This window comes from Clostridium sp. LIBA-8841, assembly GCF_057782475.1.
On sequence record NZ_CM173488.1, the window covers coordinates 2,485,520 to 2,505,951 of the forward strand.

The 20,432-nt window shown below is 27.8% G+C and carries 15 protein-coding genes; 1 reads left to right on the forward strand and 14 read right to left on the reverse strand.

The window, feature by feature from the left end; all coding sequences use genetic code 11:
• Positions 1–7: 7 nt before the first annotated feature.
• From AC2A4K_RS10765 to AC2A4K_RS10815, 11 genes are all read right to left on the reverse strand, one after another.
• Entirely contained in the window at positions 8–1,108 is a 1,101-nt protein-coding gene (locus AC2A4K_RS10765; RefSeq protein ID WP_322502492.1) for a DHHW family protein, read from the reverse strand.
• Positions 1,109–1,131: 23 nt separating this feature from the next.
• Positions 1,132–2,499 carry an MBOAT family O-acyltransferase gene (locus tag AC2A4K_RS10770; protein ID WP_322502493.1) on the reverse strand — a complete coding sequence of 456 codons (1,368 nt, stop codon included), beginning with the start codon at positions 2,497–2,499 and terminating at the stop codon, positions 1,132–1,134.
• Positions 2,500–2,772: 273 nt separating this feature from the next.
• Positions 2,773–3,270, reverse strand: a complete 498-nt coding sequence (locus AC2A4K_RS10775) for a DUF4358 domain-containing protein (RefSeq protein ID WP_322502494.1) — start codon at positions 3,268–3,270, stop codon at positions 2,773–2,775.
• Positions 3,271–3,500: 230 nt separating this feature from the next.
• Positions 3,501–4,718 (reverse strand): DEAD/DEAH box helicase, encoded by a 1,218-nt coding sequence (locus tag AC2A4K_RS10780; RefSeq protein ID WP_322502495.1) that lies wholly within the window; start codon positions 4,716–4,718, stop codon positions 3,501–3,503.
• A 20-nt stretch (positions 4,719–4,738) separates the two neighbouring features.
• Complete coding sequence (locus AC2A4K_RS10785; protein ID WP_322502496.1) at positions 4,739–5,050, reverse strand: hypothetical protein; 312 nt, start codon at positions 5,048–5,050, stop codon at positions 4,739–4,741.
• Positions 5,051–5,478: 428 nt separating this feature from the next.
• Positions 5,479–6,825, reverse strand: coding sequence for an NADP-specific glutamate dehydrogenase (gene gdhA, locus AC2A4K_RS10790; RefSeq protein ID WP_322502497.1), 1,347 nt, complete (start codon positions 6,823–6,825; stop codon positions 5,479–5,481).
• A 565-nt stretch (positions 6,826–7,390) separates the two neighbouring features.
• Positions 7,391–9,475 carry a cellulose biosynthesis cyclic di-GMP-binding regulatory protein BcsB gene (locus AC2A4K_RS10795; protein WP_322502498.1) on the reverse strand — a complete coding sequence of 695 codons (2,085 nt, stop codon included), beginning with the start codon at positions 9,473–9,475 and terminating at the stop codon, positions 7,391–7,393.
• Between the two features lie 22 nt (positions 9,476–9,497).
• Positions 9,498–10,760: a glycosyltransferase family 2 protein gene (locus AC2A4K_RS10800; protein ID WP_322502499.1), complete on the reverse strand. Its 1,263-nt coding sequence runs from the start codon at positions 10,758–10,760 to the stop codon at positions 9,498–9,500.
• 4 nt (positions 10,761–10,764) lie between these two features.
• Positions 10,765–12,414, reverse strand: coding sequence for a DUF2334 domain-containing protein (locus AC2A4K_RS10805; protein ID WP_322503247.1), 1,650 nt, complete (start codon positions 12,412–12,414; stop codon positions 10,765–10,767).
• The gene (locus tag AC2A4K_RS10810; protein WP_322502500.1) at positions 12,407–13,252 is read right to left on the reverse strand and encodes a GGDEF domain-containing protein; all 846 of its coding nucleotides are present in this window, start codon (positions 13,250–13,252) and stop codon (positions 12,407–12,409) included. Before AC2A4K_RS10810 ends, AC2A4K_RS10805 begins: the two co-directional genes overlap by 8 nt.
• 235 nt (positions 13,253–13,487) lie before the next feature.
• On the reverse strand, positions 13,488–13,982 hold the full coding sequence (locus AC2A4K_RS10815) for a DUF6106 family protein (protein WP_322502501.1): 495 nt from the start codon (positions 13,980–13,982) through the stop codon (positions 13,488–13,490).
• 232 nt (positions 13,983–14,214) lie between these two features.
• On the opposite strand from AC2A4K_RS10815, the gene AC2A4K_RS10820 reads away from it, so the two are divergent.
• Positions 14,215–15,240, forward strand: coding sequence for a branched-chain amino acid aminotransferase (locus AC2A4K_RS10820; RefSeq protein WP_322502502.1), 1,026 nt, complete (start codon positions 14,215–14,217; stop codon positions 15,238–15,240).
• A gap of 41 nt (positions 15,241–15,281) precedes the next feature.
• On the opposite strand, the gene AC2A4K_RS10825 is transcribed toward AC2A4K_RS10820, so the two are convergent.
• From AC2A4K_RS10825 to AC2A4K_RS10835, 3 genes are all read right to left on the reverse strand, one after another.
• Positions 15,282–15,722 (reverse strand): thioredoxin domain-containing protein, encoded by a 441-nt coding sequence (locus AC2A4K_RS10825; protein WP_322502503.1) that lies wholly within the window; start codon positions 15,720–15,722, stop codon positions 15,282–15,284.
• A 22-nt stretch (positions 15,723–15,744) separates the two neighbouring features.
• Complete coding sequence (locus AC2A4K_RS10830; RefSeq protein WP_322502504.1) at positions 15,745–16,290, reverse strand: hypothetical protein; 546 nt, start codon at positions 16,288–16,290, stop codon at positions 15,745–15,747.
• A 285-nt stretch (positions 16,291–16,575) separates the two neighbouring features.
• Positions 16,576–19,950 carry a beta-N-acetylglucosaminidase domain-containing protein gene (locus AC2A4K_RS10835; RefSeq protein WP_322502505.1) on the reverse strand — a complete coding sequence of 1,125 codons (3,375 nt, stop codon included), beginning with the start codon at positions 19,948–19,950 and terminating at the stop codon, positions 16,576–16,578.
• Positions 19,951–20,432: the final 482 nt, after the last annotated feature.

A 20,432-nucleotide genomic window follows, 5' to 3' on the forward strand; every position in this document is an offset into this window, starting at 1 on the left:
ATTAGCTTTAATACTTTAATCTAATAATATTAACATCTCTCAAAAAATTATCCATATTGTACAATATTAAAGCATCATTAAAATTCTCATTTTCCATATATTCACTTACTTTAAATGGAAAATCCCTTAAATCTACCACATGAATCTCCTCAAAATTTTCACTCAAAAATGGAATCATTGAGTTTGCAAAAGAATCCTTAAATACTAATAATTTTTCTCCATTTTTAACTTCATGATTTCTTATTATAGTAAGTCCATTATTTCCTCTAATGAAAAATGAATACTTATCTATCGTATTTAGCTTTTCATAATCATATAGATTATTAAAACTTTCTCCTTGAATCTCCATAGTTGCATTATTTATATCATAATAAGTAAGAATATCACTTTCTGCATTAAAAAGCTTAGATTTAGAAAAATATGTGCCATAAAACCCACTAACTTCATGTTTCTCTATATTCCTTAATTCAATAGGCTTTTCCCCTAAACTTTCCATATAGGCTCCATAAGCTAAATAAGCTCCATATGTTGTCCAATGATGGTCTGTTTTATAATATATATAATCTTCTTTATTCTCCGTTAAAAGTTTTATCAAATCAATATTAGTATCTTTGTTACTGACCTCATAAACCTTAGATATAAGTTCTTCTTGTTCTAAAAGCTTTAATCCCCAAGGAATATATTCTTCATATATGGTATATGAATTAGGTACAATCATAGTTGTAACTCTTCCATTATACCCATTAATAAATTCCTTTAATGCTTTTAAATTGTTATTAAATCTTTCCTCATCATAGGAAATAATCTTATCAAACATATAGTTCTCTTTTCCATAAACTATATTATTATTTTCAATTTTCCCTAAGGCATATTCACTTATGGACTTTAAGTTTATCCATTTTTCTCTAAAAATAAAATTATCATTTATATATTCCTCATAATCACGGCTATAGGTTCCGCTTATAAATGCATCAAGAGAAAACTTAGGCTTTTTAACTAAAATTCTATTTTCAAACTCTGAAAAATCTATATTTTTTTTACTCATATCAAAAGCTGCAAATGTAACTACAAGAGAAAAAAATATGAAAACCATAGGATATTTTTTCATAAAATATTTCCTTTCAAATTAGTTTAAAATCTAAAATACAAAAATGGATTATAAGTAGAATCAATTAAATATGCTACTGATATTATAAATATCATACTTAAAATAAAACATTCTACATATTTATTTTTCTTTACCATTTTTTCATAAATATTATTAATAACTTTGCTAGAACACAATATAGCTATTAAAAATACTAAAAAATAATTTCTTAAATAGTATATGAAATCTAATGACCAATTTGGTTGAAACAAATATTGTATGTTCCCTAAATCCTCAAAGGCAAAAATCGCCCATCCAAAAATTATGGCAGATATACTATATATATGTGACACTAATTTACGCTTATTTAAATATTTAATTAAATAAAATTTTTCCAAAGTAATTAAAATAAAAAAATAAAGTCCCCACACTATAAAATTGTATTCAGCCCCATGCCAAAAACCAGTTAAAACCCATACTACCAAAAGATTTAATACTGTTCTTTTATATCCTACTCTATTCCCCCCCAAGGGAATGTACAAATACTCTTTAAACCAATTTCCTAAGGTAATATGCCATCTTCTCCAAAACTCTGTTATACTTCTTGATATATACGGAAAATTAAAGTTTTGAGGAAAATTAAACCCAAGCATTCTGCCTAATCCAATTGCCATAGAAGAATATCCACTAAAATCAAAGTATATTTGTAAAGAAAATGCTATTACTCCAAGCCATAATAGGGAAGTAGAAACATTACTAACCCCTAATCCTTCAATCTCATTCCATAAAAGTCCTATATTATTTGCTATCAATACTTTTTTTCCTAGACCTATTATAAACTCTTTAATTCCCTCTTCAATTTGATCCATTTTTATATTTCTATTATTTAGCTCATTATTTATATCAGAATATCTAACTATAGGTCCTGCTATAAGTTGTGGGAAAAGACAAACATACGCACCAAAATTTATTATATTTCTTTCAGCTCTAACGTTTCCTCTATATACGTCAATAGTATATGACATAGTTTGAAAGGTATAAAAACTTATACCTAAAGGAAGAGTTAGATAGATTAAAGACATGGATGCTCCAAAAGCTGAGTTTATATTCTCAACAAAAAAATTTATATACTTAAATAAAATAAGTATTCCTAAATTAAATGTAACTGAACTAATTAAAAAAGCTTTACTAATAAATGCTCTTTCTCTGTATTTTTCTATTAATATACTTAAGGAATAATCTACTATTATTGATAAAATCATTATGAAAAGATATTTTGGTTCTCCCCAAGAATAAAAAAATAAACTTAATATTAGTAAAGTTAAATTTTTTAATTTATTTGGTGTTAAGTAGTATATAATAAAAGCTATTGGCAAAAATCTAAATATAAACATAATACTGCTAAATACCATTTTAAATCTCCTAAAAATTTAATTTTATATTTATAGAGACTTTTACTTCTTTTAAATTAATTAGAAATAAAAGTCTCTTTATTCGTTTTATATGTAAAAAAATTTATTCCTTAATATATACTACTTCTTTCGTCATATAAAAATAAGCTGTATCAAAACTTTTAATAATAAAGCTTATAAATTCTTAGTTAAATCTAATAATTCTCGTAATATATTTATAAGTTTTATTTTGGTTTATTATTGATACGGCCTATTCTTATTTAAAATTAAATGTTATTTAAATGCTTCCTCATAAATCTTATTCGCTTCTTCTAATTGATCTTGTGGTAAAACAAATAATGAAACATAATTTCCCTTAACTTTCACTTCTGAAGACTTTACAACTTTCTCTTCCTCTGGATAAAAAGCCTTTCCAATCTTATCTTCTAAAATTTTATCTACTGATTCCTTAACAGAATCAATCTTTCCCTCTTTAGCCTTTACAATTATAATGGCAGAATTTCCTGGAGATATACCAGTTTCAGCAATTCCATATTCCTCTACATCATCTAAGTTTAAATGATAAATTTCATTAGCCATTTGGTCATCTACTGGCATAGGCATTCTAACCATATCTGCCTCCACTAGTTTATTAGTCATATCAGAAGCACTCATTGACATTTTAACATTACTTTGTTCAACCTGAGTACCATTATTATCTTTAGCTCCACATCCCGTTAATGTAGCTCCTATCATAACAGCAGCTAAAACACTTATAAAAATTTTTTTCATCCCTAAATTCACTCCCACATATGCATATTTGTTATGTTAACGTTATTATACATTATAAACCTACCCCCTCCAACATCTTTGATTAATTGTTAATTCTTTAGTAACTTTTCAATTGTAAACTCCTAAAACTCTCCTTTAAATGCTAAGATCTTTATTTAAAATCATAATAAAAAGCACCTTAAGAATTTTCTTAATGGTGCTTTAAATTAAAAACAAAATCTCTACTTTAATTATTTCTTTTTAAATGGCTTCTTTCCAATAGGCTTTTTCTTTCCATTATTACCTTTACTTGAAGAAGTATTTTTTACATTTGTCTTATGAATTTCTCCTTCATATAAATATAGTCTAGGAATTTGAACCTTTAACTGTCTTTCACATTTTCCAACTATTTTTTCTTCTTTATAATCAGCTAAAGAATAAGCAACTCCTTCTTCTCCTGCTCTTCCTACACGCCCTACTCTATGTAAATAGTTTTGAGGATTCATAGGTATATCTAAATTTATTATATGTGTAGCTCCCTTTATATCTAATCCTCTTGCAGATACATCTGAAGTTATTAAAACCTTAGCCTTTCCTTTTCTAAAATCTTGAAGAGCATTCTTCCTATCCATTTTATTATCGCTTCCATGAAGAGATACTGCATTTATTTTATTATATTTTAACTTCTGAATTACATTGTTTATATTATAACTATTATTTATAAACACTATAACCTTTTTCTCATCACCTATAGCATGTATAAGCTTTCTTAAAAAATCTATTTTATCCCTTAATTCAACCTGGAAATATCCATGTAATATATTTTCATTAACTTTATTAGCAGCTTTTGCTTGTATAAGCTCGCTTTCCCCAATTAATTCTTCTGCTGTTTCTAAAGCTTTTTCATTCATAGTAGCTGAAAAGATAAGCTTTTGCGAATCTCTAGGACAAGCTTTTACAACACTTTTGACATCTTTTATGTTTATAAAATCTAATAGCTTATCACCCTCATCAATAACTAGAGTTTTAATAGTATTAGCTGTTATTTTCTTTTTGTTTATAAGCTCTAAAACTCTTCCTGTACTTCCTACAAGTATATGTGGCTTGTTTTTAAGTTTTTCCATCTGTCTCTTAATATTTCCACTACCAACTAAAGTTGTTGAAGTTATTTTCTTTCCAAGTCCTCTTTTAAGATCATTTAAAACGTTATTTATTTGAACTCCTAATTCATGAGTTGGTGATAATATTATTGCTTGCATCTCATTTTTTGAGTCATCAATATTCTCTATTATAGGAAGTAAATATGCTAAAGTTTTTCCCGTTCCTGTTTCAGCCTTTCCTATAACATTTTTCTCTTTTAAAATCTCTGGTATAGCTTTTTCTTGAATATCTGTTGGCTCACTTATATTTAATCCTATTAATGATTTTGCAACCTCTTCACTTAATCCTAATTCTAAAAATTTATTCATTAGCATCCCATCCTTTTATTCTAAAGTTTAACCTTATTATTTTTTAATATATTCTCACAAAGAGTTTCGAAATGAGACGTATCTATTCCCTCTTTATTCAACTTAGAAAGTCTTGCGTTTATTCTTTCTAAGGTCTCTTTCCCTTCTTTTTTATCTCTTTTCTTAATACATGTATTAAAATAATCAACTAAATAATCTATCTTTATTACTTCATTTGCTAAGTCTTCTCTATCATCATTTACAAGCTCTAACAATAAAGAATATACCTTAGGAGAAGTTGAATTTCTATGCATCTTTAAAAAATCATTATTTCTACTAGTTATCTTTGCCATATCTTCTGTTCCTTTCTAAATAAATTATGATTCCACATAAATTATTAACATAACATCATTTAATATATCATAAGTAAAAAGAAAAAAACAGAAGAAACTATATCAAAAGTAACTTTAAATAAAACTTATAAATATATTCCTAGAATTACTAGATTTTAAGTGAAAGTCCAAATTTTTAATTTGGTACCTTGAACTTATGCAATCGAATATCATGAGATTGTATTCCTAAGAAAATAACAGTCTCGGCTTCTTAACGCAAACTCTTTTACGTAATAGCTTAAATTCTAAAGTTCATCTAGATATTTTCTTCATATTATTTATAAATTTTATTATTTAAAGTTTTGACATAGTTCCTTCTTAAAATCATAGTGAAAATCTATTATACTAAACTTATTATTTTATAATTAAGGTTTCAATATACTTTAATTTTATACGATACCTTGATCTAACATCGCATCTGCAACCTTCTTAAATCCAGCAATATTGGCACCAACTATCAAGTTTCCACCATATCCGTATTCAGAAGCTGCATTTCTAGAATTATAATAGATATTTTTCATTATATCCTTAAGTTTTGAATCAACTTCTTCAAAAGTCCAAGACATTCTTAGACTATTTTGACTCATTTCTAAAGCTGATGTTGCTACTCCACCTGCATTAGCAGCTTTTGCTGGAGCAAATAAAATTTTATTATCTACAAAAAGTTTTTGAGATTCTAAAGTTGAAGGCATATTTGCACCTTCTCCTACAGCGATTACTCCATTATCAATTAAAGTTTTTGCACTATTTGCATCTATTTCATTTTGAGTAGCACAAGGAAGTGCTATGTCACATTTAACATTCCAAATCCCTGAAAATCCTTCAGTGAACTTAGCACTTTTAACGTAATTTACATATTCAGAAATTCTTCCTCTTTTAACTTCCTTAATTTCTTTTACAACTGCTAAATCTATTCCATTTTCATCATATACATATCCTGATGAATCGGATAGAGCAACTACTTTTCCACCAAGCTCTTGAACTTTTTCTGTAGCATATATTGCAACGTTTCCTGATCCTGATATAACAACAGTTTTTCCTTCTATTGTTTCCCCATTATCTTTTAACATTTCATCTACGAAATATGCTAATCCATATCCTGTAGCTTCTTTTCTAGCTAAGCTCCCACCATAAGTTAAGCCTTTGCCTGTTAAAACTCCGGCATCTACAGAGTTTTTAAGCTTTTTATATTCTCCGAACATATATCCTATTTCTCTTCCACCAACTCCAATATCTCCAGCTGGTACATCTGTATTAGGGCCTATATGTCTATAAAGCTCACTCATAAAACTTTGACAGAATCTCATTATTTCTCTATCTGATTTTCCCTTAGGATCAAAGTTTGATCCACCTTTTCCTCCTCCAATTGGAAGAGTTGTTAGTGAATTTTTAAAGATTTGCTCAAATCCTAAGAATTTTATTATACTTAAATTAACTGAAGGATGAAATCTTAATCCACCTTTGTATGGTCCTATAGCACTATTAAACTGTACTCTATATCCTCTATTAACTCTTACATTACCAGCATCATCAACCCAAGGAACTCTAAACATTATAACTCTTTCTGGCTCTACCATTCTCTCTAAAATCCCTTCTTCAATATACTTTGGATTTTTTTCAAGGACAGGTACTAAAGAATATAAAACCTCTTCTGCAGCTGCTAAGAATTCATTTTCTCCAGGATTATTCTTCTTTAAATCTTCCATTAAATTGTCTACATATTTTTTTACTTGCATTTTAATGCCCCCTTGTTGTTTTTTAAATTATATATTAACCATGGCTTCTTAAATCCGCCCCATCTAATTTGAATTTTAAGTATTTAACCATAGTTTTTATTAAAGTTTAGTCAAGAGAGATTAACCTTTTAACTAAATCTTATTTTATATTATAACACTAAATACCATTTATTGAATATTAATCTTAAATATTTAATAAATTAATAATTTTACCATTCAGTATATTTTAATTAATCATTTTTATCATTAAAATATCTTAATTTCAACTCTTTTTTTACTTATATTATAATTTCTCAACATTTTCTTTTATTGTGAATTATCTTTAATCCTTTAAAAGAAGGCTATGTTTTAAACTTTCAAATTGCTCTTCTTTTTCTATTCCTTAAACAGCTACAATTAATTATAATTCACGAGTAATTTCTTTTATACTATTAACTATTCTATAATTTTTATACTTATCATTGGCTATTAATTTCTTATGAATCTTTAAAAACTCATCATATAATTTATTATAATAAAGAAGACAATGATTTTAACATTGTCTTCTTATATTTAAAGTTTAAATTTATTTGTTTTTCCTGTATTTCTTTCTTATTGTTATCACTGAAACTATAAGTAAAATACCTATTACAGCTACAAATCCTAAAAGAACTTTTCCTTGTGTACTAAGTATTTGTTCTTTACTGGCTTCCTCTTGCTGAACCTTATTATTTTCATTCATTAAAAATGTTGTATTACCTTTTTGATCTATTAGTACAGCTTTTCCTTCAAGTTTATTTATTAAAGCTTCATCGTTTAAATATTCTCCTGCATACACAAGTGATTTAGCATTTGGAGCAGTTATAACCATAACTCCACTATCCTTGTTAAAAGTTGACTTACACAATTGTATAGAAGAAACTTCCTTAGCGTAGTCGGGATTTATGTTTAACTTATCATTTCCTTCAAAAGAAGTAAAATCTCCATTGAATTTTATTGGTAATGATTTATTAACCTCTTTTATAAGTGGATTCTCCTCAGGAGTTCCTATAAGTATGAGATTCTTTTTCTTTAAATCATCTGTTAAATCTGAATATTTAACAACCTGGATTTCTCCGCTATTTTCATTTATATTTCTTCCAATATAAGAACTAATATCTAATCCCATATCTAAATAATCTAAATAAGGCTTATCAGGAACTACAATAACGGTATTATTTATAGAATTATTTTTTATGAATGGATATGGCAAATATTTTAAGTCATAATCACTTCTATCTGTAAAGGAAAGATTTAAATAAGAATCCTTTGACACAAAAGCCCAAGGAGTTTGTTGTTCTGTAAAATCACAGTATTCATCATTCATTTCTAAATCAAATCTAACCTGAATATTTAAAGCCGAATCATCCCTAATTTCTTTTGGTATTTTAACCTCTAAACTGTCATTATCAGCATCATCAACAGAAAGCTTTTTACTTCCAGCAGGTACTCCATTAACTAATACCGTTAAAAGTGACTTATCAAAATCTAGATTTTTAGAATACTTAACCTTTGCTACTATGCTTGCTTGGTCGTTTAACACTCTATTTTTTGGAACATCTACACTTAAATTCATTGTTTGTTTAAATGGTCCCTCCATAAATGAATTATCATATCCAAGACTATCAAAGGTCATTTTTACTCCATTATTAGACTCCGGTGTTACAACTTTCATATCATCATTTATAAACATAACATTATTAGGCTCTTCTTTAATTATACTTTCATTTCCTAGAGCTCTAGTTGCCTTAGTAAGAAGTTTAGGATTATTACTTATTACTAATAATAGTCTTTTTCCCTTATTATAAGGAGATATAACTTGTTTTATAATAGCCTCATTATCTAATCTCTTTTCCTCTTCTCCACTTAAAAGACTCATAAATTCTTTAGGAGTATTTTCTTTGGTTCCAATGAAAATCAAGTCATCATTTGAACCTTCATTAACCTCTGAAAAAGTGCTTATACTTCCATGTAACTCGTCACTTTTTTTCAAAGTTCCTAAAGAACTTCCAACATACATAGCCGCAGTAGCTTCATCATTATTATAATTGTCTGGTAGGCAGACCTTAAAATTTCCCTTTGTATCACTACTTTTTAAGTAAGGATATGGATAATATTGAAGTGTTGCCGGTGAATTTAATTCCTTAAAATCAACATGGACAAAGGAATCCTTACTATAAACAATCCAATTGGCAGGATTACTATCATCAGTACAAGGAAGATCACTTATTCTCCTTGCTGATTTTATAGTTACTTGATTTACTCCTTCTTTTAAAACATCTTTTGGAATAGGAACTTTCCATGTCTCTTTATATTTAAATTTTCCATTTAATTTTGTTGAACTTATCGGTACATCGTTTATATATACTGTAAGAGTAGATATATCATCTACTAAAAGTTCACTTTGAGTAAATATTAAATTTAAATAAGCATCCTGAACATCCCACATTTTGCTTATATCAAAGTATATACTTTCTGAAGATATAACACTACTTTCTTTATAATCACTTCCAAATATAAAATTTTTACTTAACACATTGTCATAATATTCAGCTCCATAGGCCTTAGTAGAAAATAAATTACTTGATAGCATAAGGCCACATATTAAAAAGGAACTAATTATTTTTTTCATTCATATCACCTCTAATCTTCTGTTAATCAAACCTTTCCGTCTTATACCACTTAACTTCTCTTTTGAACAATTTATCTTTAACATATTGAATCATTGCATTTATAGTTACAATTAACCAAAGTTGTGAATATGTAAAATACATTATTGCAACTAAAAAAATATTTTCAATGGTTGCTTCACCTTTTTCTATGGTTAATGTTATTGAAACTTCTAAGATATACAAAACATAGGCTAATATCCATAATATTAAGAAATTCGCCGAAACCTTAACCTTTATATCTGTAAATATTCCCAATATAAATAAAATATCAGATATAATAACAGATGCTAAAAATAAAAAGTATACTGTGAAAAAATAAGATATGTCAAACATTACAGTCTTGGAATTACCTTTAAATATTGTTTTTATATACTTAGCTAAAACATATATATTCCCCTTTGCCCATCTTGTTCTCTGCTTAAACCATACCTTTAAAACTTGTGGCTCTTGTTCCCATGTTACTGCTAAAGGATGAAAGGCTATTTTATATCCTAATTGATATATTCTAAAACTTATTTCTGTGTCTTCTGCAATGGCTTTAGTATCCCATCCACCAAGTTTCTCTATTATACTTCTCCTTATAACAAAATTGGTTCCCGGAATTGTACATAAGTTAAAAAGTTGCCATCTTCCAGCTTGTGCAATCCATTGAAAACTTAAAGTTTCTATATTTATAAATTTAGTTAAAAGATTTCTCTTTTTATTTCTAGTTCTGAATTTTCCTATAACAGCCCCTAAAGTTCTGTCTTTATGAATTCTAGTTATTAAATGCCTTAAGGCTAAGCTTTCTGCTGTGTTATCAGCATCATAAATGGCTATATAATCTCCAGTAGACTCCTTATATCCTAAATTTAGTGCATTAGACTTTCCCTTGCCTCCTGTTACACTATCTGTTGTTATTATTTTAAAAATACATTCTGGGAAGTCTCTTTTTGCTCTTTCTAATTCATCTCCTGTATTATCGCTTGAATTATCATTTATAACTATAAGCTCCATCTTATCCTTTGGATAATTAAAAGACAGAAGGGATTTTGCTGTCTTATATATAACTCTTCCCTCATTATGGGCTGGAACTAATATTGATACTGTAGGACATTCACTATCCTTAAGAAGAGGAAACTTTTTATTATTTATGTAAGAATAATACTTATAACCACCTAAAGATAAGATTATGTTGACTAGAAGTAATACCCATATAGAAGCTAAGGAATATAGAAATAAATAATTTACTACTGTATTACTCATATTATCACCTATAAAACTTTTTCTTTCCTTTTATTTTGAAGTTTATAAAGATTATTATAAATACTATAATAAATCCTCCAACAACAAAAATTAATATATTATTTATGTTATTTACAACTCCCTTATTCCCATTGATATTTTGCTCTTCATTTAAGTTATCTTGAGAATAGTTTGTGGAAACAACTCCATCACTGGATTTAACCTCTATACCTTCCCATTTAACCCAATTGTTATAGTCTTTCATATTTAAAAACTCAACATTATTTGACTTTAAGAAATTAATTATCTTCTTTAAATCATCCATACCTACAAAAGAATGATAGAAAAATCCACCTTCTGGGGCTCTAACTATATTTAAAATATCGTAGTTTCTCTTTAAATTATTAAACCACATCTCATCATTAGGATCTACATACTCTAAGTTTTCAGGTATTAACATGTTGAAACATTCAGTGTTCTTTAATATATAAGGATATGATGTTGTTGTGAAATTATCATCACTACTTTGGTATTGTCCAACATAAGTTGAAAAATATTTTTTAATCTCCTTATATCCCTTTGAATCCATGCCATAATGTGGTGCCTCAAAACCTAAAGGATAAATCCCATTTTTTACACACTCTTTTATAGCATCTCCCATATTATCATGTATATATGTACTTAAATCCCAAGTAACAGGTGAATTATTCTCTTCATCCCAAAACTCAAAATCTTCATCATCATTAGCACCTTTAAATCCACCATGATCATATCCATGTAAAATTACACTTCCCCCTTTATCTTGCATGTATTTTATTGTATCAACAAACTCTGGCATATCAGAAAGCTTAGTTACATGGCCAGTTTTTAAATTTCTATATGTTGGTATAAGAGCTATAATAAATGGTATTCCTTCTCCATATAGATAATCAGCCATTTCTCTTAACTCATTTGTATCTCTAAAAAGATGAACATCTTCTATTCTTACAAAGATTCTTGGTTTTCCTTCTCTATTTATTTGAAAGAAATCATTTAAAGAATCAGCTAACATGAAAAGATTCATAGTTTCATCAGGCAAAAGAGACATGTGATATAAGTTATTTTTAACCCACATATTGGGATACTGTTCTCTTCCATCACTAACATATGAATATACTTTATTAAGTTCTTCAGGATTTATAACTACTGAATTAATATTCTTACTTATGTAAAACTTCTTTGTTTCTCCATCATCTTTAAAATCATCCCTATTATAATTTACCTCTTGTACATTTATGTTTTGAATTCTATATTCTAAATCATATTTTTTTAAATCTAAATACTTTTCTAAGCCTGTTCCTATAAAATATATTTTTCCAGTATAATTGTTTAAATCATTATATAACGTCTTATTTTCTCTATTTCCATTTAGAGATATTACTATCATATAATTGTAGCTATTAACATCTCCCTTTTTGTAATCATCAATATTCATAGTTTCAGCTTTTTTATTTCCGTAAGCCCCTAGTAATTCACTTACAGAGTTTAAAATATTATAATCTAAAGAAAAAATAGTCTCCTTATCATACACTATTAAAACTTTTTCTTCTTTACTCAATGCCATAGTTTTCTTTAATGGAACTACCAAAAATATTAGAAGTACTGATAAAAAAAGTGCTAAAACCTTTTTATACATCAAACTCTAATTCTCTTTCAGCTATTTCTTTAAATTCTATGGCATTTTTAATATTTTCATCATATTGAGCGATTCCTATTTTAACTTCTAACATAATACTTTCATCTTTATTTTTAACTCTCTTACTTATATTTTGAAGTTTCTCCTTTAATCTTCTCTTAACTACTTCTGCTCCTTTCAAATCTGTCTCTTCCATTAATACAGCAAAATAATCCTCTCCAAATTTATAAGTCATATCTTCATTTCTAACTGAAGAACTTAAAGCATCGGCTATATCAACTTCTAGCTCTTTTAAACTATTTGGATCTAATATGGATTTGAATTCATTAAAATATGGAAAAGTTATAATCATAAGTGTTAAAGGATATCCTCTTCTTTTAGCCCTACTCATTCCTCTTCCTATATCTTGATAAAATCCTCTTAGATTACTTAAACCTGTTCTTTTATCTATTGTAACTAAACTTTCATGTGATTCTTTAATTTTCATATACTCTTCTTGAATTTGATTTAAAACTGTTGAAAAACATCCTACAGTTATAGTTATTATTGGAATAAAAATTATCCATATGTACACATTAGGACTTACTTCTTCTAACTTTACAAAGTTATTATATAAGTTTAAGGATGCATATATAAATATGGTTATTATACTTGAAATTATAGAAAATATTGACCCTTTTAAGTATGCAAAAAAAGAAATCACTATGATTATCCCTATTAATATAAAGTCCTCTAAGTTTAAACTTTTTAACCTTAAAGATAGTATTATAAGAAGCACAGATATTTCTAAAAGTAATGTCAAAAATAAACCATCTAAAACTTTGCATTTATTCTTCAAAAAAACACCTCCTATATAAACTAATTTTATGTATATTTTTTATTTAATAATAATTCTTATTTATTGTTTTTTCAATACGCCTTAACACTTTTAAAATCTTTTGTTTACATAATTCATATTTTTACACAATTTGCATATTATAAATATATTCTATGTATTTTTTATGTATTTATATCATAAAAAAATACTATGATTTTAGCATATCAAAATCATAGTATTTTTATAATTTTTTTTATTATCTAATAACCTTTTGAGGATTTGAAAAGAAAAATAAATCCAGCATTTTCTGATTTATTAAAACTTCATATGCAACCATCTTAGTTTCCCATCTAACTACAATAACATAAACTTTTTTATCATTTTGAACCTTATTATAGCATTTTTTGACCTTTGCATTAGAGTATCTCTTAAGTTCACTATTACCTAAAGGTGCCACGATTTCAACTTCTCTTAAATTTATATTACCCTTTACTTTTCTTCTAACTCTCTCGTAAATAGCACTTATCTCAAGTTCTCCATCAGTAAATTCATAATCATACTCAACCATAGATAGTCTTTTTGCTATAAAAAGTGGTAAACATATTATTAATAAAAAGATTAATGCCGGTATTAATCCTACAAACATGAATATTCCTGCCGCAAAAAACAAAGATATAATCATAACTGGTGCTATTAGTTTATGTAATGCTGATTCTTCACTTTTAATACTTAATTCGTAAAATTTCTCCATACCCTTCTCCCTCTTATATTTGTTTTTTCTTACATTATATCATAAAATTTTCTTTGGTTTCATATAAGAGGATAGTAATAAATATTAATTTTTTGTATTATTTCCACATTATTTATTTTAAATTTTAACATTAAAATAATTTTATTTTGCAATTTTTATTCTTTAATCTTTCATTTTTCTTAATAAAGTGATAAAATTAAATAGTATTAAACTTTGATAGGAGTGTTAAACTATGGATAAAAAGATAGCTATTGATTGGAATAATCTTGGTTTCTCTTATATGAAAACAGATTACCGTTATATTTCTCATTATAAAGATGGTAAATGGGATGAAGGAAAATTAGTTACAGACAACAAATTGAGTATAAGTGAAGCTTCAACTGCGCTTCATTACGGACAACAATGCTTTGAAGGTTTAAAAGCTTATAGAAGAAAAGATGGAAAGATTCAACTTTTTAGAGTAGATGAAAATGCTAAAAGAATGAATAGATCATGTGATAAACTTTTAATGCCTGAAATACCAGTTGAAAAGTTTATAGATGCTTGTATGCAAGTTGTTAAAGCTAATGAAAGATTTGTACCTCCATATGGTACTGGTTCAACTCTTTACATAAGACCTTTCATGATAGGTGTTGGTGATAATATCGGAGTTAAATCTGCTCCTGAATTTATATTCTCAGTATTCTGCGTTCCTGTTGGGCCATACTTTAAAGGCGGAATGAAACCTGTAAACTTTATGATTGCAGATTATGATAGAGCTGCTCCTAAAGGAACTGGTGCCGCTAAAGTTGGTGGAAATTACGCAGCAAGCTTGAAAGCTCATGAAATAGCAGCTAAAAAAGGCTTTGCTGATTGTATATACTTAGATCCAGCAACTCACACTAAAATTGAAGAGGTTGGAGCTGCAAACTTCTTTGGAATAACAAAAAAAAGTGAATTTGTTACTCCATATTCAGAATCAATACTACCTAGTATAACAAAATATTCTTTAATGCAAATAGCTAAGGATTATTTAAAAATGCCTGTATTCGAGAGAGATGTTTTAATAGATAACTTAGATGAATTCGCTGAAGCTGGTGCTTGTGGTACAGCTGCTGTTATAACTCCAATAGGAGGAATAGAATATAAAGATAAACTTCATGTTTTCTATAGTGAAACTGAAGTTGGTCCTACTACTAAAAAACTTTATGAACTTTTATCAGGAATGCAATTTGGAGATGTGGAAGCTCCTGAAGGATGGATATTTGAAGTTAAATAATACATAAATTAAGAGGGAGTATACACTCCCTCTATTTTACTTTACATATTCTTTTGGCTTTTAATAAAACCTTCTTTTATTTCACTAAGTAAGTCACTATAGGCTTCATCTTGATTTATTACCTTAAATGTTTCATTACCAATTCTAACAAACTCATCTGTTAATGATATAAGCATATACTCTTCACCCATATAAACTCCGTATGAATTTAAACTTGATGAGTCTTTAAAAGTTTTTAGTATTTTTATATCCTTAAGTCCATTATATAAATTTTCTATGGTATTCTTATTCCCTATTTCGTAAGCTTCAACTTTTGGAATTCCATTAATATCAACTTTCATCTCAGTTATGATTATATACTTTGGTCTTTCCTTAAACATATTAGAAGCCGTACCTATTTTAATAGGCATAAGGAAATAGGAACCAATAGTTATTAATAATATAGCTAAAAAAGCAATCACTATTCTACGCAAGAATTTCATAAATTCCCTCAAAAATAATTTCTTACTTTATTACTACTCCTCTTACTTCTAAATTATTCTTTTTTGCTAAATCTTTATAAATTTCTAAAACATCTTTTTCCTTAAAAAACATAGGAAAACTCAAATTATAATTTCCCCATATGGTCATAGGAACTTTTCTTAAATAAACTGTACAAAAGAAAAGTTCTCTTGTATTAAGTTTAGTTATAAAAGACATAAGCTCTTTGGATTGACATTCAAAAAAAACACTATTTATATCATCACTCTCAATATGATTCTTAAGTATTTCTTTGTCATCCCCTTCTAAGTTTTCTAAAAGCCTATTCTTACTTTCCTTATCTAAATTCTTTATATAAAAATCAACTATTACCTCCCCTTCTTCTAGTTCAAAAAGTTCATTGAAGAAGTTTATAAAGTCCTCTTCTTTTTCCTCAAAACTCTTTTCTTTACCGCCATACTCTAAAAGCCCATTTGAATAAGTATCTAAACCATTTAATATATTATTAAATCTTATATGAATCTTTTCTTTAAAATCCTCTTCACTTATTGATTTTAAAATCTTGCTCATTACTTAATCCTCCTTCAAGAAAATCAATTTTAACTTTAGTCTCTACCTCAAGATAATGCTGATTTTAAGAGAGTCAATTATACAGAGCTTAAAATCAGCGACAATTTTAAACTCTTATACAAGACTAAACGTATTTTTCTTTATACTTAATTATATTTATATATACTCTTTACTTACAATATATAAGTATATTAAAATCTTAATAAAATAAAATTAGACTTTACCAAAGTATTAAAAAAAACTTTTATAAAGCCTAATTTACTATATTCTAGATACTATTAGATATTATCTAGCTGTTCTTAGTGTTATGGATTCCTTAGTTGAAATCTCTCCATTTGAGAATTTAGCTGCAACTTTTAAATTATAGATTGTATGTCTATTTAATCCTTCAAATTTGTAAGTCGTTTCACTTACTGGAATTTCAGCTACCATCTTACCATCTTTATAAAGTATATAACTTTCTAATCCAATAGTACGTTCTGGAGTATTCCAATATACTGAAACTGAATTTTTATCTACTTCATTTGAAGCAAACTCTTTTACTGGATTTGATACAATCTCTTTAGATTCTCTTGCTATAATTTCATATAGTTTTAGTGCTGGTTTTGAAGAATCAAAATCAAATTTAACCTCGGTTATTTTATTATTAACAGGTAATTTATTTATTTGCTCATCTAAAATTCCAACATCTGTCCAATTTCCATCTAAATCTTTAACACTTACTTTTGCTTCAGAAATATTCTCTTTATCTTGTAATATTTCAAGTTCTGAAACATCAGTAGTTCTACTTAACTTATAAACAAAAGAATCTCCTTCATTTATAGTCTCTGCTTCATAAGCTGTTGATAAATCACCATCATATAATTTAGTAAAATCTCCTTTTGGAGTTCCTTCAACTAACTGAACTGCACTTTCATCAACTTCTTCTACTGTTTTATTAACTTCTATTTCATATATTTGTACCCAACAATCATAGTTATGACCACTAGACTCTATTTTAATATATCTAGCCATTTGTCCTTGTGCATTAGCAGATGCAACCATTTTTCCATCCTTAGATGTATATTGTAATTCTCCAAGCGATATCCAATTTTCACCATCTTCTGAAATCATATACTCAGAATGTCTTATAAAATCATTTGGATGGAAGTATGTGTTTATATCATGAATTGGTTTTACTATACCTAAATCAAGTTCTATCTTATCTCCCGCATCTGTTTCTCTATTAGAACAATATCTAGTATCCATGTTTCCATCTATTGCATTAGCTATAACATTATCTTCATGAGTCCCTATATTTTCTGTTATAGAAGGATTTGCTTTATAAAGTGGTAATACTTCAAAATTCTCTACATTTATAGTCTTAGCTTTTCCATTGTTTAAAACTCTAATAAATGTAGCATCCACTACCTTCTTAGCTTTTAAAGTTCCTTCTTCTACTATAGTTTCAGCCTTATTCCATTCTATTCCATTTAATGAATATTGAATTTCTATATTTTCATATTGATCTGCTTTAAAGCTTACTTCTTCTACTTTTGTAGCTTTAGGTAATTCCATTTCTAAATAAGAATCTTTCTTTAAAGACACTTTTTCTAACTCTTTAATTGAATAACTTCCTTCATTCTCATATGAAACCTCTACATTTTCAATATTTGAAAGGTTAGTGTCAAATTTACCATGGAACTGTGGTAAAATAGCTTTTCCTATATTTTCTTTAGCAAAGTTAAGAACATCAATAACTATAGGTTTTAAACGCTTTGTTCCTACTGCAACTATATTATCTTTTTCTCCATCTCCCTCCAAACTTCCAACAGTGAATGTATCCATTAATTCTAATTTTTCTTGAGATAATTTATTACTATTCATCCAAAGCTCTAAATTTACTTCCTCTGATGCAATTAAAGCATCCATTGCAGATACCCCAGCTTCACCTAAAGCTTTATATGCATTTAGATGTTGCTTTATTTCATCTAAAAGATTTTTATTTTCTAGTTTAGTTGTAATACTCTCATAATCTGAAACAATTAAAGCAAATTCATTTCTTAATTCTCTAGCTAACTCTAATGTTGATTCTCCGTTATCCATAGCTGCCTTAAGAGCATCTATCTTCTCTGTTAAATACCATGATTCATCAAATACAAATGGACCACTTGCTCCACCATCATCTTTTAAATAGCATGTGTTTGAAGCAAATCTCATAAATTCTTCTTTTACTTCTGGAACAAACGCCTCTATTGATTTCTCCCAACTTTCCATATAATTAAACTCATTAGTATTCCAAGTATAGTCAGCTATACTATATAAAGCTACCTTTGATGCTTCTGCTTGATTCATTGGATTTGAAAAAAATCCACTAACATTATCAAGGTCTTGACTTAAGTTATGAAGTGGAGCCATTAATATTCTGCTATCACAGTAATCATTTACGGGATAGTTCCACCAAACAGCTAGGTCCTTATCTACTCCTGTTTGTATCTTCGGCCATTCAAATACTTCTTTAGAAACATTGGACATTGTAGCATGACCTGTCCACATTACTTGTATATCTTCATTTAAAGTTTGCATAAATGGTTTAAAGTATCTATCCATATTAGGACCCCATGCTGAGTTATACCTCGCTGATATAACTATCATAGGAGCAACATCTCCCTTAGCCTTTACAAACTCTCTATCTATCTTATTAATCCACTCTGCTTGTTTTTGTCCATTTCTCCAATCATCCGTATCATCAAATAATACTCCAAACTGACGAACACCTAAATCGTATAACTGCTCAAATTTATTTATAAGAGCATCGAAATCCTCATCAGTAAATTGAAGAGTTGCCCCTGGATGGATTGTCCAACAGAAATTGAAATTATTTTCTGCTCCAGCTTGTGCAAGCTCTGCTATTTGCTGTGCTTCTTTCTCTGGATATAACTCTTTCCAATCTAATCTATGGTATGGGTCATCTTTAGGAGCGTAAATATAAGTGTTCATCTTATACTCACTAGTATCCTTCATAAGACTCATTCTATCCTCATGGCTCCATGGAGTTCCATAGAATCCTTCTATAAACCCTCTAAACTCTATTTCTGGATAATCAGTAACAACTACCTCTGCAAATTTATTATCCTCAGTAGATTGTTCTAATATTTGACTTAATGTTAATACTCCATAGTAAGCTCCATCTTTATCAGATCCAATAATAGATATATTTCCTTTAGAGTTCTCATCATTACTTGTTTTTAAAATATATCCTTCTTTTCTAGTTAGAACATCACTTTCTTCAAGGTTTCCTTCTAAACATCCTAAACAATGTTCACCATCAGATGAAACTATAATATTCGCTTTTCCTTCTACGACCTCGCTTGAAACAGTGAATGAGATTCCATTTTCACCTAAAGCTCTCTCAAGTCTAACTGAAGTCGCTGGCTCCTGTTCCCCATGATAAACAACATTAACTTCTCCATCTAAAGACATACCTTCTAAGGATGAATGTTCTAAAGTTTGTGGCACTGGATATATTTCAGCCTCTACTTTTGAATAAGCATCTTCCTTACTATATTCATCGCCTACATAACTAGCAAATGCCGTAACAGATGTAGAAGTTATAATACTCATAGCACACATAGCTGCCAATGCATTCTTAATAATCTTTTTAATCTTTTTCTTTTTCATATAAATCCCCTCTCCCATTATAAGCTGTAATAATAATTGTTCTGAGAAAAAATTTACACAGTAGATAAAACATTGTTTACTTTTAGTAATTATGTTTACCTCTTTATTTTCGTTCTATTTCTGCAAAATATTTCTCGACATTATATATTATATTCATATATTTACCAAATTATGACTAAAAATAGTTCTGAATTAAACTTTATTGTTCCAAAATATTATTTAACTTAATAAAATATTTAAAATATCTAAAACACTGTATAATATCACAATTAACCTTTATTATTTCTTTAGAATTTCAACATGTATTTTGTTGGTGCTATACGCTTTTTAACTTAAATAAAAAAGGATATATCAAAAGATTTTAATAAAACCTATAAATACACTCTAAAAACCACTAAATTCCCCTAAGAATTTATAAATTTTATTATTGTATTTTGATATATCCCTTAAATCTATTCTATTTTTAAACTCATTCTATAAAA

Bases quoted from the DNA above. Each gene is read 5' to 3' on its own strand.
- AC2A4K_RS10765 (WP_322502492.1), bottom strand. From the start codon at position 1,108: ATGAAAAAATATCCTATGGTTTTCATATTTTTTTCTCTTGTAGTTACA.
- AC2A4K_RS10770 (WP_322502493.1), bottom strand. From the start codon at position 2,499: ATGGTATTTAGCAGTATTATGTTTATATTTAGATTTTTGCCAATAGCT.
- AC2A4K_RS10775 (WP_322502494.1), bottom strand. From the start codon at position 3,270: ATGAAAAAAATTTTTATAAGTGTTTTAGCTGCTGTTATGATAGGAGCT.
- AC2A4K_RS10780 (WP_322502495.1), bottom strand. From the start codon at position 4,718: ATGAATAAATTTTTAGAATTAGGATTAAGTGAAGAGGTTGCAAAATCA.
- AC2A4K_RS10785 (WP_322502496.1), bottom strand. From the start codon at position 5,050: ATGGCAAAGATAACTAGTAGAAATAATGATTTTTTAAAGATGCATAGA.
- gdhA (WP_322502497.1), bottom strand. From the start codon at position 6,825: ATGCAAGTAAAAAAATATGTAGACAATTTAATGGAAGATTTAAAGAAG.
- AC2A4K_RS10795 (WP_322502498.1), bottom strand. From the start codon at position 9,475: ATGAAAAAAATAATTAGTTCCTTTTTAATATGTGGCCTTATGCTATCA.
- AC2A4K_RS10800 (WP_322502499.1), bottom strand. From the start codon at position 10,760: ATGAGTAATACAGTAGTAAATTATTTATTTCTATATTCCTTAGCTTCT.
- AC2A4K_RS10805 (WP_322503247.1), bottom strand. From the start codon at position 12,414: ATGTATAAAAAGGTTTTAGCACTTTTTTTATCAGTACTTCTAATATTT.
- AC2A4K_RS10815 (WP_322502501.1), bottom strand. From the start codon at position 13,982: ATGGAGAAATTTTACGAATTAAGTATTAAAAGTGAAGAATCAGCATTA.
- AC2A4K_RS10820 (WP_322502502.1), top strand. From the start codon at position 14,215: ATGGATAAAAAGATAGCTATTGATTGGAATAATCTTGGTTTCTCTTAT.
- AC2A4K_RS10825 (WP_322502503.1), bottom strand. From the start codon at position 15,722: ATGAAATTCTTGCGTAGAATAGTGATTGCTTTTTTAGCTATATTATTA.
- AC2A4K_RS10830 (WP_322502504.1), bottom strand. From the start codon at position 16,290: ATGAGCAAGATTTTAAAATCAATAAGTGAAGAGGATTTTAAAGAAAAG.
- AC2A4K_RS10835 (WP_322502505.1), bottom strand. From the start codon at position 19,950: ATGAAAAAGAAAAAGATTAAAAAGATTATTAAGAATGCATTGGCAGCT.